A 26346-nucleotide genomic window follows, 5' to 3' on the forward strand; every position below is an offset into this window, starting at 1 on the left:
TAATCGTACCTCAAGCTTCTTTTGTCACTTATTGTGTATTTTTATATTGAATGTGAATCGATCAGATTGTTGTCAATTTTATGATTGAGCCGGAACAAGTTCGTGCGGCCCGCGCGATGATTGGACTAAGCCAAGAAGAGCTATCAAGGCATACTGGTATTAACCGGCGTACTCTCATGAATTATGAAAACGGCGTTGCGCGCCTTAAAGACGTGACGGTTGCACGCATCGTAGAAGCGCTGAAGACAGCTGGTATCGAGTTTCTGCGAAACGATAGGGGCGATGTGGGAATCTTGTTGAGCTACGATGCTCTACTCAATGCTCGATCGAAAAACCGAGAGAATCCCAGTAATAAATAATTGTGGATCTCCACCGGGGGGGGGATTGAGGAGAAACCTGTCGTTCGGAGTCATAGAGCGGCCTTAGGTGTGCAGTCCCGCGGTGTGGTGGCATCAGTTTAGCTGAGGCCAGCGCACATCGGGAAAGATCGGGTTGGGCAGTTTTCTGACAGTCAGCTTTCGTGCAAGCTTGCGAGCAAGCAGAGGTTGAAGGCCGCATGGACCAGACTATTAACGTCACTGAGATGCGTGCATTCTATGCGAGGCTGATGGCTGTCGCCAGCGGCTCCGATGACCACCGGCTCGAACGCGTGTTTGAAAGCGTCCCGCGAGAGGCGTTCCTTGGTGCCGGCCCCTGGAAAATCAGGCTCAACGAGCGCTACATCGAGACGCCGAGCGCTAATCCTGTTTTTCTCTATCAGAACAGCCTCGTTGCCCTTGATGCTCCCAAGGGCATCAACAATGGCGAACCGTTCCTGCACGCCCTGTGGATCGGCGCTGTTGCCCCGAAGAGCGGAGAGACCATCGTCCACATCGGGGCGGGTACCGGGTATTATACCGCGATCTTGTCGATGTTGGCTCTGCCCAACGGCCACGTGCATGCCTTCGAGATCGAACCGCTTCTGGCTCGTCGAGCCTCCGACAACCTCGCGCCATTCGAGGGCGTGAACGTCGTGCAAGGCGATGCAACGGAACTGCCCCTGCCGGGCTGCGACTTGATCTACGTCAACGCAGGCGTGGTCTCACCGCCCGGTTCTTGGTTGAAGGCCTTGCGGCCCGGCGGGCGCATCGTCTTTCCCTGGCGGCCATCGCTGCATCTAGGGGTCGCGTTAATGATGACGCGCGCCAAGGAGAGATTCACGGTTCAGCTTTTAGGATCGGCGTGGTTCATACCCTGCGTCGGCGCATCGGACCCAGCATGTTGCGTCAAGACGCCGACCCCATTACGGGCACGCTCCATCAGCACGGCGTGGCTGATTGAGGATCGAGCGCCAGACGACACTGCCGTAGCCGTTTGTCGGGATGTCTGGTTCTCGGACAGATTGGAATAGTGCCGAGGGTCGTATCTGGGTTGGAAGCATGCCCTCGCGGTCGGTACCAAATGTCTAATTCGGCCCCTTTAGAGCCATTTCCGTTCAGTTTGGATCGTTAGGCGTCGTATGCAGCGGCGTTGGGATTCTAGCGTCATTCGTCGGGTCTCCAAGGCAGCCTGAATAGCGATGGTCAGGTCGTCGGCGGTTCGCGCTGCGGCCGTCCGAAAGAGGGCTACCAGGACCGCAGCCCATGGCACGCAATTGTCAAACCGGCTCACGTGAGGAAGGTTCTTTTGGCCGTCACGAACCGGGTGTATGGAACCCGGCCATCGCAGGAGCGCCAGACAGCGAAATGGCAAGCCATTTTTGCCTCGATCCCCACGACCCCTACGCGCAAGCGGAAGCGCTGGTCGTGTTCGAAGGGGAGTTCCCCGCCATCCGCCTGGTATCGGTGATCGATAAAGACGGAGACGACATCCTCTCCGACCTCGTCGAGGAACAGATGCGCGATCTGATCCGCGAGATCATGGAAGCTCGCCGCGAGCCCACACGCTCGGCAGCATCGGCTCACTGACGGTCTGGGGAAACGTAAAAAGGGCCCGCCGTCAAACCGATGAGCGGGCCATGAGGATGTGTTCCGGTCTCGGGGAGCCGGAGCTCCACACGAGAGATCGCCGGCTCCGATGCTGATTGAGCCGCGACATGTCCCAAGAGGCAGACCGTCACGCAATGTTCGTAGTAGCATACGTTAGAGAAGTCGACCGACAGGGCTTCGCTCACATCGAATGAGGCATGATGCCTTCTCTCGCAGAGATCGCCCACACGCTCCGTCACATCGCTTCACCAGGCATCAAGCCAAAGGATCTGATTGCTGCCGTTCGTGAAAAGCATCTTGAAACCACCACGAGAGATCGTGCGCGCCTCGACCCTTTCTCTTTCTGACGGGTACGACGCGAACCCTGGCCAGACCGGCGATCTTTACGACTTCGCGCTCAAGGAGCGCGGTGACGAGGAGCGTCCGGTTGCACCCACTCCCAAACGGAAGGGTAAGAGAGACAGACAGGAATGGGGCGAAGTCCAACAAAGTTTTCGCCTTGGAGTTGCTCTCAACGCTTTTCAGTGAGGCTGCTGAATAAGCCGACTTAACGTCAACGGCGGTTCTGAATAGATTTTTGCAGACGCTCTATGCAATGACCTCGCGATCATTGACTTCTCTTTGCGGAACGGACGACTACAGATCCTTCATCCAGTACAGCAGTTGCGAAGTTTGCTCGTGGCTCGCAGCAGCCGCTGCCGTCCCGTCCACATCCCTTGGATTCACTCCGTACTTTCGTCGAAACGCCCGGCTGAAGACCCGCTCGTTCTCGAAGCCGGTGCTGAAGGCAAGTTGGGCGATCGTTGGCCGCCGGCTGCCTTGGGTGCTCGAGAGCACTTGCATCGCATGGGCGAGCCGCCGGTTACGAATGTAGGCGTAAACGCCTCCCTCGGCCTCGAACAGCTTGTAAAGCGGGCTCCGCGACAGGCCGAACCGGGCCATCAGCATCCCCGCATCGACCTTCGACAGGTTCTTGTCGATGAACTGACGGATGGCGATGCCGGTGATCGCCGGGCCGTTGTAGGCGCTGTCGGTCTCAGACAGGAACAGCGCGTTGCACAGCGCGGTGGTCGCCGGAACGATGTGATTCATCTGCGCGGTCGTCGCCGTCTTCAGGCAGGCGCTGATATTGCGGAAATGGTCAGCGAGCAGCTTCGTGATCGGACTGCTCGCGGAGGGGAGGATCTGACCGTGCCAGGCCGAGAGATCCCCTCCGCCCTCGATGAGGCGGCGCGGGACTGCGAGATTGAGGCCCGTCATTCCCTTGGTCTCCGATCGGATCGGCTGCGACAAGTCGAAGAGGACGAACGATTCCTGGGCGATCTCGCTCGCATCGCCGCCGGTCGAGATGTTGGTGCGGCCGGAGGTGTAGAGGCGCAGCACGACGTGATCGATGTTCTGGGCTGCGACCAGAACCGGCGTTCGTTCGATGGTCTGCGGCGAGGCTTCGATCTCTCCGAACACCAGATGGTTCATGTGGTGATAGCGGTGGAACGCGCTCGCAGGCACGACCGCGTCCGGTTCGATGTGCGTGACGAAGAATGAGGAAAGGCTATCGAGCCAGGCACGGCGGCGCGCCTCGTCATCGGCGATGTGATCGAACCTGTGATCGATGATCATCGCGCGGCGGTCGCGCGGCTCGAGGAGGGACGTCGCCTTTGGTGTGGTCGGGCAAGAACCGCGTTTCGTTCTCTCGGCGATCCATTCAGATCGCTGGCGTCCACATCCGGGCGGCGATCGCGCGTTCCTCGGGGCCCATCGCATCGGCGTAAATGGCGGTCGTCGCGATGTCCGCGTGGCCGAGCCAGCGCTGCAGGAGGTTGAGGGGCACGCCCGAGCGCAGGGCGTGGACGCCGAAACCGTGACGCAGGCCCTTGGGCGAGGCGGCAGTCGCTCCGACCCGTGCGGCGATCATCACGTCCTTCACCTGCCGCCAGGCGGTGCAGCGTGCGATCGGCCAGAGCCGGTCCTCCGGCAGTCTGTCGGCGTGGACCCGCCGGACCTGGGCCAGGAATGCGAGGGGCACCGGAACCTCGCGCACGATCCCGAGGCGGCGCTTCTTCAGGCAATGCACCGAGACCATGCCGCCCTCGACATCGAGATCGGCCATGGACAGGGTTAAGGCCTCCGAGATCCGGCACCCCGTCCAGACCAGCATCAGGCAGAGCGTTTCGACCTCGGGAGCGCTGGATGCGGCCGCAGCGACGAAGCGCTCTCGCTCCTGCGCCGTGAGGTATTTCCGTCGTCCTCCGCCGGTGTAGAGCGAGGGAGGCGCGGTCGGCATCGCTCGAACCATCACGACGAATCCTGGAGCCGGCCACGGGCGCAGGGCCGCTGGCGTGCTGAAACGCTGTTTCCGATTGTGTTGCATGCCCTGCCCAAGGCGCATTTCGCCTCCGGCCGAGCCAGCAATATTCCGGCAGGTAGGCAGCGCCAGTCCGATGATCAAGCCTAATTCTGAAATCGAATCAGTTATTTATACAGTATCGGAAATTCTGTTTCACGAATCGCTGTTTATCGAGCGATTCGCAACACAATAATTCTGTCCTTCCGATCTTTCGCGGATCCGACCGTGTCGCTGGAATGCGTGTCAGTTGCAGCCCCGGCGGCCTGCGGCATGCCGCGATGCTCCTTGGAACCAAGAAGGACGGAGCGTCCCTTGGAAAGGACGCATCGTCCGTTGATCCGCCGGATACGGCAGAGATATTGAGGGACTTGTAAAGGCGATTCGTCGAGCATGTCTTTGCGAAGTTTTTACTTAAGATCCGGGGTCGGAATCACATATCAATTGCTCGACTATTATTTAGACACCGATGAATCACACAACTTAGCTGTCTTGCGAATACAAGTCGGGCGATTTCGGCCAGCCGGTGCACAATGCGATCTGTTGGACAGCGAAGAGAACACGTTCCAGAGCCGTATTGAGGAGGGTTAGTGCCATGCAGCCGAACGATCCCAGCCGACAGGACGCTGAGCCTGAAACCTTTTGGCAGCAGCATGGCGACTTCGTCATCATTATGAGCGTTATGCTGACGGTCATCCTTGTCGGATTCCTCCGGTCAGGGACGCGCGGTGATGCCGTCGTCAGCAAGCCAAGCACGTTCGGTACGGACATGCAGGAAATCGGACAAGGCCTCATCAGCATCATCGGCCAAATTGGAATCCTCGTGATCCTGGTGCGTGTCTTCTGGCCGATCATCCGGTTTTTCGGAATGATCATCATCGGCGGCGGCGTAATGTTTTTTCTATATGGAAAGGGGTTCATTTAGCAAACACCCCGACACTGAAAACTTTTTCTCTGCACCAGTATCAAATCTAGTATTCATTGGACCTTAAATAATTGCACCTCGACAACCATTTAATAGCTCCACTTGATGAGCGTTATAATTTCTGGATTTGACGTTCTTCATACAGGCTGTGTTTATGGCACCGTGGGTTGCGTATGGGGCTCATTCGTCGTCCGCTTTCGCGCGATGAGGAACACTCGCCGTGACCTGTTGCGTGTCGGTAAGGCTAACGTCCACCGCCGCGCTATCTAACTCTACATATCCTGCAAAATAAGACCTATAGTTCCGGAATATCGTGTTTTTATCAAACATACACTAAAAATTTACGGCTATAAATTTAACAAATGCAAGATGGACTCCCATGAGATACGAACCGTATCGCGACATGGCATTTTTTAGTCCAGCAGGGTCAGATAAATGCGTGCCTTTCTCCATCTTCGTCTCGTAACAAAGCTTGCAATCGTTTTTGCGGCGCTCATCGGCGCGGTCAGTATCGCCTCAATAATAAGTTGGAGAAGCCTCGCCACGATTGAAAACGCGAACAAGTGGCGGGATCACACTTATCAAGTGCTTGAACAGGTTGAAGGCATTCTAACTTCTATGGTCAATCAGGAAACTGGTTTGCGCGGATTTTTGCTGGCGGGGGACGATAAATTCCTGGAGCCTTACAGGCAGGGTGGGCGTGCTTACTCCAATGCGCTGACACAGGTTCGCAGTCTCGTTGTCGACAACCCGGCGCAACTGCAGCGCCTGGCTGAGCTAGATGAGCGGGGGCAAGAGTGGCGCAGTACCATTGCCGAGCGCGAGATCGCGCTGATGCGCAACGAACAGACCCGCCTGCAGGCGCGCGAGCTCGAAGTATCTGGTGCTGGAAAAGCGCTGATGGACGCTTTGCGCACCAAAGCTTCTGAGATTGTACAGATCGAGCGTGCTCTCTTGGAGGAACGTACGCAAACCGCCGGTTTAGCGGCGAGCAGCTCGCGCCAAGCCGTCATCATCGGTCTCGTCGCCATGTGCGGCGTCGCTGGTCTCGGCCTCCTCCTCCTCAATTGGGCGGTCGCCGCGCCAATCAGGACAATGACCGGACTGATGGGCGAGCTTGCGCAAGGCAACACTCGTGTGGACGTGCCCTTCCAAGATCGGCGCGAGGAAATTGGGGCGATGGCGTCCGCCGTTGAGGTCTTCAAAGAAAACCTCCTGCGCACCCATGCCCTGGAGGAAGCAACAGCCTTGGCGCGTGCTTCAGCCGAAGAGCAGCGCAAAGTCGGCATGCGCTACATGGCCGATAATTTTGAGCAGGCTGTGGGCGGCGTCATCGGCGTGTTGTCGTCATCAGCCACAGAACTTCAAGCGACAGCGCAAACCATGACGGCGACGGCGACGGAAACGGCAAGTCAATCAACGACCGTAGCTGCTGCCGCTGAGGAAGCCGCCGCCAATGTGAGCACGGTCGCTGCTGCGGCCGAAGAACTCGGCGTCTCCGTGCTCGAGATCAGCCGCCAGGTCAGTGGATCCGCAAACCTCGCCAAGGGTGCGGTATCGGAAGCCAATCAGACAGCGGCACTCGTGCAGACGCTGTCCCACGCAGCCGCTCGCGTCGGCGATGTTGTCGGTCTCATCTCGAATATCGCTGCTCAGACCAACCTGCTCGCGCTCAACGCCACCATCGAGGCGGCACGTGCTGGGGAAGCCGGGCGCGGTTTCGCCGTCGTCGCGACCGAGGTGAAAGAACTTGCGAGCCAGACCGCGCGGGCCACGCAAGATATCGCCAGCCAAATCGCACAGATCCAAGACGCGACCGGTCAAGCCGTTTCCGCAATTACCGGCATTACCGCGCGGATTCGCGAGATCGATGCCGTTGCAACCACCATCGCCGCAGCTGTCGAGGAGCAAGGTGCGGCCACCCAGGAGATCGTTCGAAACGTGTCCCAAGCTGCCACGGGCACAGGCGAAGTGACGAGCACGATCAGCGGCGTGGCCAATGCTGCCGAAGAGACAGGGGTCGCGGCTAGTCAGGTCCTGTCATCCGCCTCCGAACTCTCACGGCAATCCGAACACCTCAATGCTGAAGTCCACCGCTTTCTTGCGAGCGTCCGAGCCGCATAGATCAACCACGATGACGGCAGAGACCGGGGCCGCATGCGGCGGCCCCGTTATGCTTGAGAGTTAGGACCAAGGTCTCTTCGACGTAGCCGCAGATACGAGCTCCGTTCATCGGTCCGTCGAGGAGCGAGATGGCCGCCAGACCGCTGGCGGGCAGGCCGTGACCGTGATGGCCTTTCGGTGGCCGAACGACACAGCCACCCGGCAGCGTTCGCGCCGTGGAGGCCATCCGTAGCAATGCGAAATTTTCGTGTTGGTTGCCGTCTCGGCCCGGAACACGAGCTTGTCCGGATTGAGGTCGGGCTGGCCCTTGAACCAGGGAAGGTGCGCCGCCTTCACGTCCTCTTGATTCTGCTCGGCTGCAGGGTCGGTGTTTTTTACGCGTGATGTCGTGTCGTTTGAAGAAGCGGGACAGGCTGCTCGTCCCGAAGTCAGGCGCGCATCACTTCCAAAGCACTGTCGTCGTTCTCCTCGATCAGCGCGCGCAAAAACGCCTCGTGTGGATCGATCTTTAAACGGCGCGCCCGCCCTTGCGGACGAGCACAGCATCAGCGGCCAATCGCTGTAAAAGATTGTGGCCGGGTGCACCTGGGTTCGGAGGGTCGTCCTCGGCGGGACGGGCGCGAGATGAAGCCGGAATGACGGCTGTGCTGCCCCATGGGTTAAGTCCGCTGTCGCATATAGGCTCGTCTTTCATCGGAACGCGATCATGTGGCGGTCACAGTGCCGACCACGGGCCGTGGCCTTCCCCCTGAAAAGTGGCCCTTCGCCAAGTTTGGTGGATTGGGTTTTTAGGAGGGATGCGGTGAGGTAGCGCCTGGCTGAACCGGGCGGGTACGAGCAGGCCCCGGGTTTTCCCCTCTGCCGAGATCGATCTCCATGACACCGGTCTTGCGCCGCGCTCGACGGGGCGGGGCCTGAACACCAGGATCACTCGACTGCGAAGCCGGAACTGCCGGCGACGGCTCCGGGGTGATCATGACGGGCACGAAGACCGGGGCCTGCTCGTCCACGCCCATACGGCCTTGCCGAGCCTGGCGTCGCCACGTGAACAACAAACGCTGCGCGATCCCGTGCCAGTGCGCCACCGAACACACCGACACTTCGACCGCGTATGAGGCTTCGACGATCCGCACCTTGCCCTCGAACGACCAGCGCCGCAATCGTTCGGCCCCCTCCAGTACCTCGACCCTCATCGCCTCCACCCGCTAAAAATAACGCCAGCATTCAGGTCAGGCTTCGACCGAGTGCGCGATGCCGTCGAGCGCGGCCATCACCGGACGCGTACTATTGCATGTCAAAACTATCTTATGTATGTGAGGCAACAGTGCCATCTAGTGAACTGAATCACTGAAAAAGCCCCTCATCATATCTAATAGCTTGTCGCTTTAATAGCGCACTAGCGAAGACCGCTATGGTGCATTAGTCGGCACAAGTGCACTAGACGTGCAAAGTTAGATCAAAATTGAAGGTTTTCGCTTATGCAATTCGATTATAATCGGTTCGGCAAGCCAATAGTTTTTTCTCTTCTTTGTTTTGTTTGTGTTTTTTACCTGAGCGAAAATCTTGTGATGGCTTTGGCCGTTAGTTCGGTGCCGTTTTTGTTGGGCAATTTAGACATTTTCCCTAAATTTGGATATATTTTAACTGTATTTATATTCCTTTTTACAATTATTGTAATAGTGTTGCCCGATTATATCAAATCGACAATCTCTTCCAATGTTGAAAATGTTATTGAACGGACAAAGCCTGGATTCGAAGGACGTTAGTGGCAAATCCCATTCTCCGGGCGGGCGATCCGGTAAGGTATCCCACTGCCCTGAGATGCACGCTCGCAGCCGCAAGGCCCGCGGGCGTTAATATTTCAACGGACACCTCGCAAATGCGTTCGCCTCGCTGTTTTCCCAGCGTTATCCAAAAAAAACAGCATTGCGCTCCCCAGCCCGAAGGCCACCTATCATCATGTTCGCCCTTGCCGCGTGGCTTAAGCAGCGCGCTCAAGGCCGTTTTCAAAGGCCAACGCACTTTTCACCATGTTAGGTGATGTATTCCTTTTCTATTGACATTCCTATTTATAAAACATGTCTCTTTGTACCGATCCGCTGATGACGGATATTGATCCGTCGATCCTGCCGCGGCGAATTAATAGCTTGACCCTGTCGCCATTCTCAAAATAACTATTGCAGAAATCATAGATTTTAGTCTCCGTCTTACCAAATTCCGTGCTGATTTTAAGGACACATCGCGGGCCACGAAATGGTGCTGTGTAATTAAGTATCCCGACTATTCTTCCTTCAATCGGCTCTGTAGGGGTGCCGTATAAGTTCAAAGTAAGATACGCAGCAAAAAGAATCGCAACAATCGTCGTACAACTTAAAATAATGACATTTATTTTCTGAGAATCGTAAGACATATTGCGTGTCACTGCCAATGATTGAATCTACCTGCTGCGATCCGTCATGAATGGTCGATCCATTCGTTCAGCTAACACAAAGCTGAAGCCAATCGACCCTAATCAATCCTGAAACTCATTGATTTCTGACATTTCATTTCTCCTATACCAGCAGATTCAGCCAGAACTTCGTTCTATGTTGCCTTGATTTTATTTCTATAAAAATAAGCGTATATTTTACAAACAATACAAATCGCTATCAATACGCTGCTTAAACTCAACAGGATTGGACTTATTGAAGCCAGGAACCGTCCTGTATTATAACGCTCATAGCTGACATTGCCCCCCACAGAATCAAACGCAATAAGAAAGTATAGAGATTGAAATCTTAGATAAACTCCAAGACATAACGTAATCGTATGTCTTCGCTGATACGCAAAATAATCCTGGCGAATAGATATGTCGATATCTTCCGTCGAGACATAGACCCTGGCGACGCAGAGGATAGAGATGACGACTGCGGATACGCCAGAAAACAAGACGATCTGTTTCGCGCAGCTCGACGAATTTATAGCTGGGAACATTATAAATTCGATCGGAAAAACGTAATGAATTGGGATCGACAACACGCAGTCCGGGAAAACGATGACGTGACCAAGATAATGCATAACGATAGTGCACAGCAAAACTGTGCATGATGTTGCAAAAATTAGTACCGATTTCAACGTGCGCTGCGTCACCGCATTCTCTGCATGCTCAGAACCAGATAGATATGAATTATCTGCAATATAGAGCTACTGTCCTATGGCTCGTCATCTTGCTTTACGGATTTATGTCATTTTTCGATCTATCTATTGGCTATTCTAGTTGTCGAACGGACACCAGACACGTTTTTGTGATGGATGCGATTTAGACATCGGGTCGAAATTCGTGCAGGAGTCGTATAAATTCGGGCAACTCGCCAAACGGTACCCAGCGCTCAAGGTGCCAGGATGGATGCATTGGCAACGAACGATGCTGGACTTTCTAGTCTTGTGACGGTTTTGCGGTTCCACGTCATCCCCGTAGATAGGCTGCGAGGCAGGGCAGAATCTCCGACGACCGAAGCCAAGATCCGTCAGCTCCCCTGATGCAAAAAGTGAGTTCGATCCAAAGGTGCGTACCGAAACACAGGCCGCTTATCCGAGTGCTCGGGCAGGCTCGGTTATTGCGGAACTTGATGTTCTCACACCCTCATTTAGACCGCCAGGCAGATCAGATTGGTCTGTCATACCCGGTCCCAACGTCACTACGCGAATTTTTGAACTTGCTCCTATGAGATGTCGTCAGCGACTTTTATAGCATGCATAATTGGAGATCCATGAGCGTGGGTGTATTAGACTTTCTTGAGGTATGGTGGTGCTCCGTCGAGGATTTACTTAATGCAGGAGGAGTATCCGGTCGATTCGCGCGCTCGCCGCTGTTTCTACTTAATTCTTATTGCAGCATCAATTTGCGCCGAGGAGAGGTTGAGGCAGACTTATTGGTTTGGGAATCTGGAGAGGCGGAGCTCTCCACAACTGAACTCAATGGGATCGTCAAACAACATTTTGATAACGTACAAGAGTTGCCAAATTTGATACTTGTGTTATCAAAAATGTCATCCCTTGCTGTTTTTGATCAAAAATGACGTACCTTTTCCGCAGAGAAAGCTTTTTCACCTAATACTATTTTGGCGCTCACGCCTGAAGAGCCTTGATGGACCTTCGTGTAGCTTAAGACGGCGTCAACATCCTCTGTTTTGAGGCACCTGAGATTACAGAATGCTCAGACTCATTCCCTGCCAGTGGCGCACACTTTGGTGGCATACCTTTTTGGCAGAGTCGTGCGAGTGGGCGATCGCGTTTGTGACGCGCATACTTTCGAAGCCTCCATCCGGCTTACGCCAGGCACGTTCTAAAAGGGTTTATCCATTGATCATCGCCCTGATCATGCCGTCAGGATCGCTCACGAACTCCCGCAGAATTTGAAAATGTTCGGTATTCTGTAATTCAACCGGGTCCAATCCATATCGTGTCATCCGCATCAATTGAGCGCCTGGGTAGCCCATGATGATGGGTGAATGCGTAACAATCAAAATTTGGCTTTGATTTGCTGCCTCCATCCTCGAAAGCAGTCTAAGAAAATCGAACTGTCGTTTGGGTGACAGTGCGGACTCGGGCTCGTCGAAGATGAAAATTCCAGGCCTCCCGCAGCGCTCTTCAAAAAATCGGATAAATCCTTCACCGTGTGAATAAGAGAGGAAATTAGCGGATGGGCTACCCATCTCATCAAGATACCGAGCTACAGAGAAGAAACTTTCTGCTCGAAAGAACCATCCTTGGCTAATTTTAGGAAGCCAACTGGCTTTTAAGGATCGAGCAAGTTCTCCACCGCCGATCTCTACCGCTTGGGAATTGTCGACGGCGTGATATCCTTGACCGCCACCACTCTCGTTGAAGCCGGCCAGGACCGCGATCCCTTCCAAAAGAGTGGATTTACCAACACCATTCTCTCCAGCAATGATGGCAATGGGGCGGTCTAGCACAAGTTCAAATTTCCCATCTCTAAAGAGCGGCAGGCAGTAAGGATATGTCGTGCGGTCGCAATTTGCCTCTTCGTTGAGCCAAACTCTTCTCAAGTATGGCGGCGGCAACGTCCTTCGCTGATGCCTCACTGCAGACCACCTTCCCTTTATTTGTAAATTCAGCCGCCTTAGCAGATTGCCCCATCAGCGACCGCCCTGCGCGTCGCCGACAATACCGATTTACAGTTAACACCGCAGAAGGCAGCCATTCTGGAGCATCCTACTCCGGACGTTCAGTAAGGGCGACTCTTCCGATGCGCGGCGCTACTGGTGCGAGTGAATCACTAGGTGCTCGCGCTTTGCGGCTTGACACTACTTTGCCAGACTGATTCCACAGTGACCGATCGAGCACGGTATCACAGTGTGGGCATCGCTGCGGTGGCGGCTGGCTGAGATGATCCAGAATGCCTCGGCAAATCGCCGGCATCGAGGGCTGGGGCGATGGGCAAGCGATTGTTTTCTTCCGACCCGCCGCTGAGGCGTCGGTGCTGAAGGAAGGCGTAGGCCATCATCGTCATCAGCGCGTGTCGATGCAGCCCGGTCCACGAGCGGCCCTCGAAGTGGTCCAGGCCGAGATCCTCCTTCATCTGCTGATGCGCCTGCTCGCAGATCCAGCGCGCCTTGATCGTGGCGGCCAGTTGCTTGAGGGTCGCATCGGCGGGCCGGTTCGAGAGGTAAAGCTCGCGCTCGCCCGAGCATCGCTCCTCGCGCACAAGCCACACCTCGTCACCGGGCAGGTGCTGATTGCCTTTTCCACTGATCCGCTGCGTCGGCCCATCGGCCATTCGGACGCGCAACGCACAGAAGCACGCCTGCAGCCGACCCTTGGTATCGCCACGTCACCGCTCGGCCGGTCATGTCCGCCAGGATCACCTCGGCCGAGACCGAGACCCGATCCGGCACTGGATGCTGGCGCGGTCATCCACGCCCCGCGACGGGAACGATCATCGCCACGTCGGCCCGGGTAGACCTTGTTGCGCCCAGTGATCCCGACGACCCATCTCAGGCCGTGCTCTTCCAGGGCCTGCGGGAACGGTGTGCTCAAGGCCGGTGGGCACCGTCTTCCGCGACAATCTGGAACGCCCACACGGTCGCCGGTGTGCGTGGCCATCGAGGCGGTGGGCGCACGGGTGCTTTACCTCCCGCTCTACAGTCCATACTTGAACCCTATCGGGCAGGTCCTGGTCAAAGCCAAAGCCCTCCTTCGGACCGTTGCAGCGCGAACCAAACTAACCGCTAACGCACTTACCATCGCCATTCGAGAGGCTTTCTCTGCCTTCCGGCCACAGGAGTGCAGCAACTATCTCACCGCTGCTGGATACGATGCCTATGATCCAACCTGAGCGGGCACGGCTCTAGGAGAGGTCAGGACGGTCGGAACCATCTCTCGATGTGACAGATCCCTGTCATAGAAGGCTGGCAAGGGTTCCCCGCCCGTGGGCGAGCGTCTTGGGCGTTGATCCTGATAGAGAGATATATGCCGTGACAACCATTGATCGTATGGCTCGCGCCAAAGCGTTGATCCGTGAAAGCCAGCACTTACGGGAGGTGGCCCGCGCTTGCGATGGCCGGGAAACTGCGCCGCCGCTCAAGCGTCGCCTTATGAGGGGACCAATCCACCAGCAAACCGAAGCGCACTCTGAACGCGTCGGGGGCTCAAGGAATTGCTAACTTGATCGGGGCATCCCCCTCCACCGCCACCAGCAACAGGGGTACAAGGGCAGCCAGGCCAACCCTAGCAAAGACGCCGAGCCAGCCCTATAAGTCATAGCCTGCCGCGCATACAGGCCTCCTCAACGATGGGACACGTTACATCCCAACTTGGGTCAAGGTATGCGTCGCACTGTCTGTTGGCCTCGGCACGATGGCTGGCTGGAAGCGCATCGTCGTCACCGTCGTCGCGAGAATCGGCAAGACCCATCTCACCTACGCGCAGGGCGCTTCCGCCGAGATGGTCGCCGCCGGCACCATGGCGGCCAACGATTTGGGCCTGCAGATGTCAACCGTTCGCAACATGGCGCTGGCCGTTGCCCTGACGCTGCCGGCCGCCATAACCCTGGCGGGCGTCTCTTCTTCATCCTGCGACACGTTTTCTGAGATGATGGATGCTACGGGAGCGCACTCGCCGGTTCGGGCGACCGCATTTCAGGAGATCTCCATCGTCACCACTCGCATCCGCGACAGTGACGATTTCGGAAAGCCGCGGCCGCCCACCCACACGCCAACACAGATAATGTCACTAAGTTATAATGATCAATTATCTAAAGGCTTGCATTGGCCCTTTGCGTCTTTATCTTGAACTTCACCTTCTTTGTATGGAGTATAGTTTTTCTTCTGACTTTCATTTAGCCATGCTGCATCTTTTACGGGCCCTGTGTAAAGATGCCGGACCCACGCAATGACTTGAAGCATCTCATCCGGGTTTAGATCCTCGTAATGAGGGCCCATCATGCCATTGGCACCGCCAAAGATTGTCGAGAAAAGGCCTGTATCTTCGGTATTCAGAGGGTAGGTCCAATAATTATCATTTAGCCCCGGACCAACCTTACCTTCAGCAAGATGCCCGTGACAACCTGAGCACGATGTCAGGAATAAACTCTCGCCATTTCTTAAGCAAGATTTATCATCAATATAAAGGTTCTTTCCCGTTTTGAAAAACTCCTTCACCGCAGGCGTGTCACGCCCACCGGGTTTGCCTTCATTAGTATCTAAAGCCTCCCCCGTAATCGTATTACGGAATACGATGCCATCCTGAGGCGCAGAGCTCGGCTGAGCAATAGTCGGCAGACTCATGCTGATAAAAATAGCCGCGAATGCCGCCAATCGAATCTTAATTTCAGGTTTCATAGATCAATCCAGTCATTCACATCGAGCTTGATGCCAACGTTAGGCGTCTCGATCATCACTGAATTAAAGTCAAGTTATATGGCGTAAAATATATACTAAGATAGCTGATTATCGCAGCTATTCTTATTATAAATGCCTCTTCTTATTATGCACTTATGATACTTGCTTCCAGTTAACCTCCACAACTGGGATTAAATTGATCGCTAAACCGTGGCAAGCTGATTTTTGAGCCCGCACTCTGCGCATAGCGCCGCTCGAAGCTCCGCATTTTCACAAGTCCAGATGTCGATCCCCGCCGTGGCATGGCGACAGCCTTGCGCACGACGACCCATCCGATCCTGTGCATAGACGAACAGCTCCCTTGGAAGCAGCATAGTCGACGATGGACCAACGGCTTACCTTAGCAACCCGCATATTTTAGCAGCATAAAGCTATCGAATGGTCCATTTCCGGTGAAACTAGAAGAACAATTTCGTGCGCATGGTTGCAGCCCGCATTTTAAGAGGAGCCTCGATCCATTCGAGCCGATTGTATCTCCGCATCCAGGGTCATGATTCTCGCTTTCAAGATCTCGATGCACGCACAGATTTCAGCGAATTGCTCGCGAATCTGTTGGAACGCTTCGTTGCTCTCCAGTTGAAGGCGGCTGGCATCGGCCAGCGCATCCGAGTTGTTATCGACCTGCTGGTTCGCCTCGCGAAGTCCCATCCTGCGGACAGCGACCTCTGCCTGGATGGCACTTGCCAAAGCGTCTTCGACCGTCCCCCTGATTTTCTCCAGAGTGATCAGATTGGCGCGCAATATCATGCTGAAATTCTGCAAGGTCAGCAGCTTGTTAGAAGTGGCTGGATTGGTCATCTCATACCCATCATTAGGACATATCTGTCTTTCTGGTCGAACACCGGGCTTTCGGGTAAGCAGAGCATCTGCATCGGAAGGCAGACGGGTTCCTCGCCCCAGCGCACGGAATCTGACCGGTTTACAAAAGACGGCACGTCGCTGACGTACCATCTAACCATTCGGGTCGGGCCTGAAGACTTCGCGCCTTGGCCGCGCGATCCCCTAATCCCCCCGGCGCGTTACACTGTCGGAATGGATGTCGGCCTTAACCCCGCACTCGATCACGCCTGCCGACCCGCAACTGGGGTGCAAAGGCTTCCTTGATCTATACTCCTGCGCCTCGCCTGGCCCCGGCCTCAGAGGCTTCCCACCTGAGGGACACCGATATCCTCAAGCGCCTGTCGGACGAAGCCGTCGCACTCGGTTGGAGCACGCGGGATCTCTACGGTGCATCCCCGTCATCCCCCGCTCGATGCTAATCTCCCAGACCGCCTCTGCGATCAGCGCTGTGCTGGGGGCGATCAAGCCCTGCGTGATCGGACGATCGGGACCAAGTCCGTGGGCATGGAAAGCACGGACCGCCAGCCGCCCGACGCCTGTGGCGGCCCGACCTTGGGGGCGAGCTTTCCTAAACCTCCTTCAATATGCAGGGAATCTTCTATCTTGGTTCCAATAGGAGATTCGTTCTTAAAATGCAATTAACCGAGCGAAAATTTCGGAGGTATTAGCACGATTAGATAGGTATCATATTTCTAAATTGGACAAATAATTCTCTTATTATGATGTTCAACAGTTAAAGTACATCTAATTATAAGCTATCTACCTATATGGTCTGCGCAGAAGCCTCACCCCGAGAGGCTATGAAGGACATGCCATCATCGTCAAGCATGAGACGGCAGCGGCAACAAGGTGATGTTGTCGGGGGCCACGAGGTCGCCAGCGATGTGCCAGCCCGCGCCATCGAGGATCAGCACGGCGTGCGACCCGTATCAACGGCTCGGCTGATCTCGGCGAGGTGCTCCATCATGGCCGGCGTGCCGCAACGGGGCATGACCAAGCCGGCCCCCTTGCCCTTTTCGGGGCAGGTCGCGCCGTCCTTCGACAAGCTTAGCAACCATTAAGAAGTGGCTCTGTCGTAGTCCACGGGGTCCCGCGCTGGAGGACGGCGTTGGCATAGATGAGCAGCTTACGAGCGCAGGCGGTCAGAGCCTTTTTGTGCGGCTTTCCGGCGGCGACCAGACGCTGGTAGAGTTCGCACAGCGCCACGTTTCAGCGGAAGCTGGCCGGCAGGGCTGCCGTGTAGAGGGCATGCTACACGCTGGTGCGTCCACCACCGATGCGGCGTAGGCCCTTGTGCGTGCCGGAGTCGTGATCGAGCGGCGCGAGGCCTGCCAGGCAGGCGGCTTGCTCGCGTGACAGCTGCCCCAGCTCCGGCATGTCGATCAGCAGGGTCAGCGCGGTGCGCCGCCGGCCGATGCCCTCGACGCTCTGATAGTCGATCGGTCAGGCCGGGCGAGGCATCGACCTCGGCCACGAACCACTTCATCTCGGCCTTGAGGAGGCGCTGCAGCCGCTAGACCTCGCGGGTCTGCGCATTGCCGTGTCCTGGGTCAGCATCCCTCGACGCAGCGCAGGGTTGCCGTCCTGGTCGAGGACGAGGCTGCTCTGACCGCCCCTGTCGTCGTATTGGCTCTCCAGTACGGACGCTACGGCTACCGTCGGATCACGGCCTTGCTCCGGCGTCATGGCTGGAAACGTGAAGCGACTCGGACGGATCTGGGGACGGGAGGGGCTCAAGGTCCCGGCTCGCCGGCCTAAACGGGCGCGCCTTTGGCTCAACGACAGCTCCTACCTTCGCTTACGGCAAAAGCGTCCCGAGCACGTCTGGTCCTACGACTTCGTCGAACATCGCACGCACAACGGGCGCAAGTACCGGATGTCGAACCTCATCCATGAGTTCACCCGCGAGTGCCTTGCCCCGCGCCGGATCTCGATCATCAGCACGGCGTCGCTCCTGGCCCGTGCCGGTACGATATCAGACCAAAGGGACACGACTGGGGTTCAGTTCGAGCCGGTGGCAAAAACCGCTGCGTTCTGTTCGCCCATGGACGGCATTCGTCCGGGTGTGTCAGTGGACCATACGCTTGCCCTGAGGGGACAAGCGTGTACGACGGAAGTCGTCAATCGAAATTGAGGCCTGTTGCCCTCAGACGGCTACTGCAACCACCACTTAGGTGGACCACAATCAGAGCGCAATACGGGCGCAACATCCCTGAGGGAAGGCTACGTAGATGCAACAATAAGCACAACCATCTTGCTTCTAAAAATACGTTCATCCACGTTTGACGGTTAGCCTGCATAATTCTTTCGTCGGTGAGGTGTCTCCGATTGCCGCTCGGTCACATACCATACGTTCTACACGTCGACGGCGGCAGTCCAGATCGAGCCAAAGTCGCTCTCGGAGGGCTGAAGACCAGCGGAAGTTTCGCGTCGATGAGCCCGTTTGGTCCGACAAAGGGAGGATTTGGCATGGGGTCAGCGGTTTCAACAGCCGCGATAACAGCCTGATCGAACGCAATAATTCCTTTACTTTGCTCGATATTAATATCGCTGACACTTCCATCTGCCGACACGTTGCACCGCACGATGACCTTCAGAGGCGAAGAAAAACGTGTATTTGGCGGATACATGAGGTGGCAGCGGATATGCTCAGCTGTAGCTTGAGCCCATTCGTTAACGGTCTCTGCGTCACATCGCTGTGCGGCGGCAAAAGAGATCAAACCGACCGAAACTCGAATAAAATTTATCAGCCGCCGCATATTAAGACCTTCATGGCGTTGCCATTTTCTATTAATTCCAAACGAGATATTCTGGAAGACTGGAGAGACCATGGTCCATGGTTCTCTTGCTGTTCAAGGCCGACCTAGCCGTCTTGACAGTTCACATCCAGGACAAAAGCGGCAGCCCGACAGAAAAGCCGCCGCTTCTGAAGCCTATCAGTGATGAGCAGCAGCCAAGCTCGGCTCATGGGCGGATTGAGCGGCCGTCACGAGATGGGATGACGAACTCGAGCTGCTCGTCATGGTCGACATCGCCTGGATCATTCGGTTGACACTCGCAGAGTGTGCGTCGTCTGCCGTGGATGTCGTACTCGAAAAGGTCGTGGAGGCAGGTGGAGTAACCGCCGTTGCTGCCAGGTGGTCAGGGCTACCAGCGATGTCCGAAACGAAATCGGCTCGCGAGATTGAACCGGCCGTTAGCGATTGAGACCAGGCCGAGAGTTCCGCTGACGTGGGGGCACGGTTCAAACCGTTCTGAAACATCTGGGCGACAAATTGGGAATCGTTCAGAGTGCCGTAACGGTCTTGAAACTCCTGAGAGGTGATCAAAGCATTCGCGATCTGATAGTCTGTCAGCCCCCCATTCAGCAAGAGATTCGTATTGGAAGCGGAACCGTCGCTATCGGCATGTCGGCCCAATCCGGTAATATAAAGACTGTCGACGATGTTCTGAGCGACGGCACGATCCGTCGTGCGATCGATCGAGAGCGAACCAGAGAAGTTTTGCGTATTGTTGGTGACGGCGTGCGTGTTCCCGATTGTCAAATGTTCTGCGCTACTAGCTAATGTATTCACGAGACTAACCCGACCGGCCTTGCTAAATCCAACCTTATCGATCCATGCATTCAGTTCCGACAACTCCGCCGAACGGCCGTAGGCGTTGCGATACATCTGCTCGACGAATTCAGCGTTCGTGGTCGTTCCGTATTTCTGGTAGAATTCTACGCCAGAGATGACCGCGTCTTCCAACCTGACAAAATTGCCATACTGATAGAACGACTGCCGTTCAGCACTCGTCAAATCACGATCCAGGATAACGTCATAGATATCATCAAGTATTGAGTTAGTTTTGCTTTCTTGTTTTAGCGTATTAACATACAAGATTGGATTCCCATCGCCGTCGCCTGGGAGTGAGTTGACATGATCCACACCGTTTTCGTCAATCGTGTGATTGCCTTCGTACAATGTCGAATAAGCGTCCTGAGCAGCAATATCGTAAGATCCGTTTCCATCCGCCATATGATCTTCGAGATCGATGGCATCTACGTCCCCGTCTCCATTGAAGTCGTGTAAGATGGAGGTCTGGCGATCATCGGCGCTGACGGTCTTGATATCCCGAGCCGATAGCTTCGCGTTAGAGTCGTAGTAAGTGACGGTTGTCGTTTTTACGCCGCTGGCGAGAGTTGCGTCCTGCTCGAGCACATCCACCTTTCCGTCTCCGTTGAAATCCCTGTTTATATTTATGCTGAGTCCATTTGACGATACTGTTGTGATCGCTTTGCTTTTTAATGTTCCGTCTGAGTAGGCAGATCTTACGGTATTCACGCTTGAACCATCGGCGTTGAATACGGTTTTATTGGAGAAAGATTCGTCGGCGACCCCATCTCCGTTCCCGTCGATCGTCCCCGTGATGCTGTACCCGTTCGCACTCGTATTTGTGACGATTTGATCTCGGAGTGAACCATTCGAGTTGAAATCGCTTCGTGTTTGCGTCGTGCTCCCGGACTTGTTAATCACCGATACCTGTGACTGAGAGGCATCAACTGCGCCGTCGCCGTCGTAGTCAAAGGTGATATTCAGTGATCGGCCGTCTGCGCTCGTTATCGTCCTGGTTTTATCTCGAAGCTGGCCAGCCGCATCGGTCGTCCAAATTACATCAGTACGGCTTCCGTCCGTCGTAAAGGAGGTCGACTTATATTGGTCGAAATGACCATCCCCGTCGGTATCGCGTTGAACTGTCGTACTAAGTTTATTCGCGCTGATCGTTGTAACATCTTTTTCTTGCAGCGAGCCCGTCTCGGAATTTTCAATGTACGTTTCCGTGGAGCTACCATCCGCGTTGATGACGGTTGCATCTGTGATATTGTAAATGCCCAGGCCAAATTCATCGAGTTTCATCGATTTTGAAAGTCCGTCAGCGGACTGCGTCGTCACCATCTTGTTAAGCAAATAGGGGCCATTGCCATCACTATTGAATGTTAGCACCCTCGTTTCCGTCGTTTCGCCGCCGGCCGAAACGGTGACGACATCGGTTGTGACATGGTCGATCGGGATTCCTTCATTTGATCCCGTGACCGTAATCGCCTTCGATAAACCGTTGGCGCTGGTTTGGGTGATGATCTTGCTAAAATCTCCGTGGCTGTCCGGTTGGATCTTCGAGTTCATATTGGTGTCGGTGTAGGTCTCGGTTTTGCTGCCATCGGCGTTGATGATGATGATATCGGTTTGGGTTTCATCCAATTTGCCGTCGGCGTCGATATCGAGATTCTCTGTGTAGGATAATCCATTTGCCGACGTAGTTTTTGTAAGGACTTGTATTAAACCTCCTGAGGTGCTGTAGGATTTGTCTGTATCGACTTGGGTGCCATCCGCCTGCGTCACGACCGTCTCGACGTCGTCATTCGTACCAGAGCCATCGATATCCCGACGGGTGGTGATAGACTTCCCGTCTACGCTGGTCGTCACGGTTTTTTGGTCAATCAACGTCCCCGAACTGTTCCGCTCCGAGACTGTTTCCGTGGTCGTTCCGCTCGAATTCAGATTTGTGACATCGTCGGAGGTCAAGTCATCGACACCGTCGCCATCAAAATCATCGACAACGGTCTTCGACAGTCCATTTCCCGACGTTGTCGTAACGGTGCTGTTCAACGTGGTGCCATTCGCAGCTTGTGTCACTGTCGTGGAACGGCTTCCATCCTTGTTCAGGGAGGTCACGGAGTTCGTCACGAGATCGACGATGCCATTGCCATCTGCATCGGATTGAGTGACGGTCGACAGGCCCGATGCACTGGTTGTGATGACATTTCTGCTGCGAAGGACGCCTTTCTGTCCGAGAGACGACACGGTATCGACGCGGCTCCCATCGTTCTGAAGCACTGTTATGTCGCTTGTCGTCGTATCGCTCGTACCGTCCGCATTGACGTCGTTTTGGATCGTCGTCGCCAGCCCGGTAGCGGAGGTTGTCTTGATGGCGGTCGCGACCGCGCTGCCGTCAGGGCTGAAGGTCTTAGTGGTGTCGATGGTGCTACCGTCGGCCTGTCGATCGATCGTTTCCACGGTGTCGGTTTTACCGTCCCCATTCACGTCACTCGTGATCGTGGTGGTGTCACGATCGGCGCTGAGCGCTGTAACGGTTTTGCTCTGCAGCGCACCGTTGGCACTCTTCGTCAGTTCCGTCGTGACCCTGTTACCGGCCGTATGATTTACGGTTGTTGCGGTCGAGGTGAACTCGTAGGTCCCATCCCCGTTGATGTCGCTCTGCGTCGTGGTGCTGAGCTTGTTCGCACTTGTGGTGACGATGGATTGGCTCAGAAGGGCGTTCGAGCTGCTGCGGTCGCTCGTGGTGACGGTCGAACTACCATCGGCGTTGACGACCGTCTGGACAACGGCCACGTCATCGGTTTTCCCGTCACCATCGATATCGGTCTTCACCGTTTTCGTCAGTCGGTCCGCGCTCGTGGTCGTCGTGGCCCGGTTCAAGAGGGTCGCGCCGTTTGGCGTATAGTTCGAGACCGTCTCGGTGACGGAGCCGCTGCCGTTCAGCACGACTTGGTCGACGCTATCGACATTCCCGTCTCCGTCGGCATCGGTGCTTGTCGTTCTCGTAACCCCATCGGTATTTTTCGCGATGGTCGTCCGGTCGAGCAGGATACCCTTGAGGTTCGTGTCCGTGATCGTCTGGGTGCGGCTCCCGTCGGCCCCGACGACCGTGGCATCGGTCCGTGTGACGTCGGCAGTGCCGCTTCCGTCAATGTCCTGTCTGGTCGTTGTGCTGAGGCCGTCCGAGGTCATCGTGGTTGCCAGGGATGAGAGCAGCGAACCGCCTCCTCCCCTGCTCGATACCGTCGTCGTCGTGGCCCCGGCGGAGGCACGGACGATGGTCGATGATTGGGTGGTCTCGTACACCCCGTCGCCATCGGCATCGGTCTTGATGGTCTGTGTCAGCGAATCCGCGCTGGTGGTGGTGATCGTTCGATCCCTCAGCGACGCGTCTGCATTGATGTCGGTGACGACTTGTCGACGTGATCCGTCACTTCCGGTCGTCGTCACGTCCACGGTTGTGAGATCGTACGTCCCGTCACCATCGACGTCCGAGTTGGTCGTTCCCGTCTGGCCGTCGGCGGAGACGGTGTGGATCACCGCGTCGGCCGTGGAACCGTCCGGGTTCAAGTCGGTCACGGTCAGGCTTTTCGCTCCGCTTGACGCCGTTACGTCGACCTCCTTCTGATCCACCACACCGTTCCCGTCCGGATCGCGCAGGATCGTGATCGTCTTGCGGTCGGCGCTCGTTGTCGTCGTCACCTTGTCCTGAAGAATGCCGGACGCATTGGCGTTGGTGAGGGTCTCGGTTCGGGACCCATCGGCGTTGTTCACCGTCAGGTCGGTCTGCACGATGTCGATGACACCGTCACCCGATGTGTCGAAGGTAAGGGTCCTCTTCAGCCCGTCCGCAGAAACGGTCGATACGGTCTCCGATGCCAAGCTTCCATCGGCATTGAATGCCCTGCGGTCGATCACGGTCGATCCATCCGCGGGCCGGGTCGTCGTCGATTTTACCGCATGCCCCGTCGCGTCATAGGCGAATGTCACTGTGGCGGCAGTACCGGTAGTGCCGTTCGTTTTGGTGAAGGTCGTTTCGCCGTCAACCGATGAGCCGTCGGTGAACACCTGGCTTGTCTTATCGGACGTCAGGTCGATCGAACGAACACCGGCCTGGGCGAGCGTCTTCAGGGACGTCGTGCCATCGGCATTCGTGACCATGATCTTGAAGGACGAAAACTGGGCATCGCCCGCATCGAGCTGACCGTTATGGTTCGTATCGAAGATGTCGCGGAGCGCCTGCATGTCCGTGGTCGCGGTGGGATCCCACTCTGTGAAAACGACCTCGTTCTGCTGCGTGATTTTGCCGTCGCCATCCGCATCGATCACCAGCACACCATTGCCCGCTCCCGCCCAGGCGGTTTGGTGCTGGTATCCATCCCCCGCCACATCGAAGAACGTATTCGAGGAGGTCAAGGGAGTGACGGAAATACCGTTTCCCGTCAGGTCCAGAACGATGGGACCGAAGAGATCGCCGCCACCGAAGCCGCCGTCGCCGAAGTCGTTTCCAAAATACCCAGATCCATTACCGTTGTATGCATTATTGAAATAATCATAGGTCGAGTCAGGCAGTATGTAAGAATTATCTGGATCACTATAAGCGAATTGATTGGAACCTGCCGCAGCTGACGTATCGATGGAAGGCACTGTGTTAGCCATTCCATTATTTCCGTCGACTGGGACCTCAAGCTGAGGCATCGGCGCAGATGCCCCCGTGGGGTTGCCAAGGGCTGTGTTATCTGTCGCTACGCCGGTTTGATTGATACCCAGAGCAAAGGTTTGGCTAGTACTTTGAGAAGCGTAATCAAAAGCGTTAGATGGGCCCGTATTTGTTAGCCCTGAGCTAGCATCAACTTGCGTAGTGCTTCCACCAATCGCTGATACGACTCCGTTATATACACCCGCAACGGCAGCCTCACCAAAGATCCCACCAAACACGCCGCCCGCGACAACGCCTATGGCACCGCCTATTAGATTACCGACACCCGGCGCAACACTGCCGCTTAAGAAGCCTCCCTCGCCAAACGTGACTGCACCCGCCATAGCACCAATAAGCACGCTTCCACCAGATCGTCCGACAAACTGTGCAGCCGATAGCCCAGCCCCATACTGATCATCCTTATCCACTTGGTCTTGAATCTGACCGTAGGTCGAGAACGCGTCGATGGTTATACCCGCAGCACCTAAAGCCGCGCCACCCAGACGTAGACCTTGTCCTATTGCTCGCGGTGTGCGTACTTGGCTCTTTAGGATTGCGAAATTATCAGCGTCAGACGGCACTTGAATTCCAGTCGTGCCACCTGTCGTGCCCCCTAATTTCATTTCACCGGATTTTACTTCGGTATACTCCTCTATCGCGCCTTTAATAAAATCTTTTCGCTTTGTGTAAAGATCAAGCGTCCGCGGCCTCCCACGAGTGCTGGTCATTCTTAAAATTGAACCACTCCCCTGATTTATCTCCATTCTGGTGATCGATGACCCATGAGCATTGCTTTGCCGGGCAGCTTCAGCAATAACGGCAAGGTTTCCGTTTTGATTATTAACACGTATTGTGCGCGGAGTGGGGGTTGTTGAACCGGGGGCTATTGGGTAAGGCGTTTCATTAAACGATATTCCTGCTCGCCGCAGGGCATCCGGAAGTTGTTCAATCGGCCCGCCCGCTAGCGAATAGGGGCTTGTATAAAAAGCATAATTGAATACTTGAGCTGGATAATTATATACTATATTTGTTCCTACAAAATAAGAACCCAGCCCTCCAGCGACCGTTGCAGATGAGGTATAATTATAGCGGCTCATTGTTCGAATCTCCAAATATGAAGGGGAGGGTCTCGTCTGAAGCTCTTGCCATATACAAGACAGACTTAATTATACTTATGATTCTTCCTGGCACTTTATCACTTTTAGTCGCACCAATAAGACTTGCCTTGCGATAATCCATCGCAGCCCTGAATGTATTTGTGATCACGCCAGCTTTCCAGCCACGTGGCAGGCCAGAGATCGTCGGTCGCAAATAACCAGGCCCACAAAATGTTGCTTCTTCTTCCAGATGCCCTCTATATATATCCCAATAATACCCAGGCCGCCGCGCAATCACGTATTCTCCTATAAACGTCCCGATGTCGATTATTGCGTTGTGTCCAGCAAGTTGCCCAACCCAAAGCGGTTTATAAGTTTCAAATGCATATCGGTCATTCATTTCTCCGGCAGTCAGACCGCCTGCGAAATTATCCATCCAATGGCTCAGGGTTTCGATTCCTTGAGGATCAAAGGTGATCTTCACGCGGAAGTGCTTCCACAGCCATTCAGTCAGGTAACTGAGCCTCTGGCTCTTAGAACTCATAAAATAATCAAAGTTCTCTCTAACAGAAGCTTCCGGCAAATCCCGCTCGCTGTTTTTATGCGGGACATCGTAAAGTGGATACGATGCTAATGCCCGCCGCAGCCGCAAATGTCTGACCCATAGATGTGGGTAAACGAATTGAAATTTCATGCGATAGCTCCATTGCGTTCAGCAAGCTTCTGATTGAACAGTTTTAAAATAGATCTGCTCTTCTCAGATAAATTGTAATTTTATTTATTTATTCCAGTGGCTATTAAACATGTCTCTCTGGACGGAATCATATAGAATAATAATTCTTCCGTCTAA

Annotated in this window: 17 protein-coding genes and 6 pseudogenes; 10 read left to right on the forward strand and 13 right to left on the reverse strand. The window is 55.2% G+C overall.

Annotated features, from left to right (window positions below; all coding sequences use genetic code 11):
• Positions 1–80 precede the first annotated feature (80 nt).
• From ASF08_RS26145 to ASF08_RS24455, 4 genes are all read left to right on the forward strand, one after another.
• The gene (locus ASF08_RS26145; RefSeq protein WP_082473042.1) at positions 81–359 is read left to right on the forward strand and encodes a helix-turn-helix domain-containing protein; all 279 of its coding nucleotides are present in this window, start codon (positions 81–83) and stop codon (positions 357–359) included.
• A 197-nt stretch (positions 360–556) separates the two neighbouring features.
• Complete coding sequence (locus ASF08_RS03980) at positions 557–1390, forward strand: protein-L-isoaspartate O-methyltransferase family protein (RefSeq protein WP_056141619.1); 834 nt, start codon at positions 557–559, stop codon at positions 1388–1390.
• 232 nt (positions 1391–1622) lie between these two features.
• Positions 1623–1946, forward strand: coding sequence for a hypothetical protein (locus ASF08_RS03985; RefSeq protein ID WP_338011737.1), 324 nt, complete (start codon positions 1623–1625; stop codon positions 1944–1946).
• A gap of 294 nt (positions 1947–2240) precedes the next feature.
• Positions 2241–2495 carry a hypothetical protein gene (locus ASF08_RS24455; RefSeq protein ID WP_156629439.1) on the forward strand — a complete coding sequence of 85 codons (255 nt, stop codon included), beginning with the start codon at positions 2241–2243 and terminating at the stop codon, positions 2493–2495.
• A 108-nt stretch (positions 2496–2603) separates the two neighbouring features.
• Here ASF08_RS24455 and ASF08_RS03990 read toward each other — a convergent pair whose 3' ends face one another.
• The gene (locus tag ASF08_RS03990; RefSeq protein WP_056141624.1) at positions 2604–3587 is read right to left on the reverse strand and encodes an AraC family transcriptional regulator; all 984 of its coding nucleotides are present in this window, start codon (positions 3585–3587) and stop codon (positions 2604–2606) included.
• 85 nt (positions 3588–3672) lie between these two features.
• The gene (locus ASF08_RS03995; RefSeq protein WP_244474445.1) at positions 3673–4251 is read right to left on the reverse strand and encodes a tyrosine-type recombinase/integrase; all 579 of its coding nucleotides are present in this window, start codon (positions 4249–4251) and stop codon (positions 3673–3675) included.
• Between the two features lie 655 nt (positions 4252–4906).
• Here ASF08_RS03995 and ASF08_RS04000 point away from each other — a divergent pair.
• Both ASF08_RS04000 and ASF08_RS04005 read left to right on the forward strand, forming a co-directional pair.
• A complete protein-coding gene (locus tag ASF08_RS04000; RefSeq protein ID WP_056141631.1) occupies positions 4907–5236 on the forward strand; it encodes a hypothetical protein in 330 nt (109 codons plus the stop codon).
• A gap of 435 nt (positions 5237–5671) precedes the next feature.
• On the forward strand, positions 5672–7360 hold the full coding sequence (locus tag ASF08_RS04005) for a methyl-accepting chemotaxis protein (protein WP_056141635.1): 1689 nt from the start codon (positions 5672–5674) through the stop codon (positions 7358–7360).
• Positions 7361–7415: 55 nt separating this feature from the next.
• On the opposite strand, the pseudogene ASF08_RS23670 reads toward ASF08_RS04005, so the two are convergent.
• A pseudogene (locus tag ASF08_RS23670) lies at positions 7416–7784 on the reverse strand (IS630 family transposase); the annotation flags it as partial.
• Positions 7785–8148: 364 nt separating this feature from the next.
• A complete protein-coding gene (gene tnpA, locus ASF08_RS04010; RefSeq protein ID WP_156629440.1) occupies positions 8149–8553 on the reverse strand; it encodes an IS66-like element accessory protein TnpA in 405 nt (134 codons plus the stop codon).
• Positions 8554–11109: 2556 nt separating this feature from the next.
• Here tnpA and ASF08_RS24460 point away from each other — a divergent pair.
• On the forward strand, positions 11110–11418 hold the full coding sequence (locus ASF08_RS24460) for a hypothetical protein (RefSeq protein ID WP_156629441.1): 309 nt from the start codon (positions 11110–11112) through the stop codon (positions 11416–11418).
• A gap of 276 nt (positions 11419–11694) precedes the next feature.
• Here ASF08_RS24460 and ASF08_RS23675 read toward each other — a convergent pair whose 3' ends face one another.
• Positions 11695–12423, reverse strand: a complete 729-nt coding sequence (locus ASF08_RS23675) for an AAA family ATPase (RefSeq protein ID WP_082473045.1) — start codon at positions 12421–12423, stop codon at positions 11695–11697.
• Between the two features lie 287 nt (positions 12424–12710).
• Positions 12711–13399, reverse strand: a pseudogene (locus ASF08_RS25605) (transposase); the annotation flags it as partial.
• A 36-nt stretch (positions 13400–13435) separates the two neighbouring features.
• Here ASF08_RS25605 and ASF08_RS23680 point away from each other — a divergent pair.
• Both ASF08_RS23680 and ASF08_RS23685 read left to right on the forward strand, forming a co-directional pair.
• Positions 13436–13697: pseudogene (locus tag ASF08_RS23680) on the forward strand (IS630 family transposase); the annotation flags it as partial.
• Between the two features lie 434 nt (positions 13698–14131).
• Positions 14132–14422 (forward strand): annotated as a pseudogene (locus tag ASF08_RS23685) (inorganic phosphate transporter); the annotation flags it as partial.
• Positions 14423–14607: 185 nt separating this feature from the next.
• Here ASF08_RS23685 and moxG read toward each other — a convergent pair.
• From moxG to ASF08_RS23700, 4 genes and pseudogenes are all read right to left on the reverse strand, one after another.
• On the reverse strand, positions 14608–15147 hold the full coding sequence (gene moxG / locus ASF08_RS23690) for a cytochrome c(L), periplasmic (RefSeq protein ID WP_443136799.1): 540 nt from the start codon (positions 15145–15147) through the stop codon (positions 14608–14610).
• 552 nt (positions 15148–15699) lie between these two features.
• On the reverse strand, positions 15700–16059 hold the full coding sequence (locus tag ASF08_RS04025; RefSeq protein ID WP_056141645.1) for a hypothetical protein: 360 nt from the start codon (positions 16057–16059) through the stop codon (positions 15700–15702).
• A gap of 866 nt (positions 16060–16925) precedes the next feature.
• A pseudogene (locus ASF08_RS25250) lies at positions 16926–17149 on the reverse strand (IS630 family transposase); the annotation flags it as partial.
• Between the two features lie 203 nt (positions 17150–17352).
• Positions 17353–17541, reverse strand: coding sequence for a transposase (locus ASF08_RS23700; RefSeq protein ID WP_082473048.1), 189 nt, complete (start codon positions 17539–17541; stop codon positions 17353–17355).
• Between the two features lie 96 nt (positions 17542–17637).
• On the opposite strand from ASF08_RS23700, the pseudogene ASF08_RS04035 reads away from it, so the two are divergent.
• Positions 17638–18025, forward strand: a pseudogene (locus ASF08_RS04035) (IS3 family transposase); the annotation flags it as partial.
• Between the two features lie 415 nt (positions 18026–18440).
• Here ASF08_RS04035 and ASF08_RS23705 read toward each other — a convergent pair.
• From ASF08_RS23705 to ASF08_RS24465, 3 genes are all read right to left on the reverse strand, one after another.
• Entirely contained in the window at positions 18441–18932 is a 492-nt protein-coding gene (locus ASF08_RS23705) for an energy transducer TonB family protein (protein ID WP_082473049.1), read from the reverse strand.
• A gap of 105 nt (positions 18933–19037) precedes the next feature.
• Positions 19038–25496, reverse strand: coding sequence for a DUF4214 domain-containing protein (locus tag ASF08_RS04040; RefSeq protein ID WP_082473050.1), 6459 nt, complete (start codon positions 25494–25496; stop codon positions 19038–19040).
• Positions 25483–26190, reverse strand: coding sequence for a hypothetical protein (locus tag ASF08_RS24465; protein ID WP_156629443.1), 708 nt, complete (start codon positions 26188–26190; stop codon positions 25483–25485). Before ASF08_RS24465 ends, ASF08_RS04040 begins: the two co-directional genes overlap by 14 nt.
• Positions 26191–26346 lie beyond the last annotated feature (156 nt).

Origin of the sequence: Methylobacterium sp. Leaf85 (genome assembly GCF_001422125.1) — a bacterium.
Classification (GTDB): Bacteria; Pseudomonadota; Alphaproteobacteria; order Rhizobiales; family Beijerinckiaceae; genus Methylobacterium; species Methylobacterium bullatum.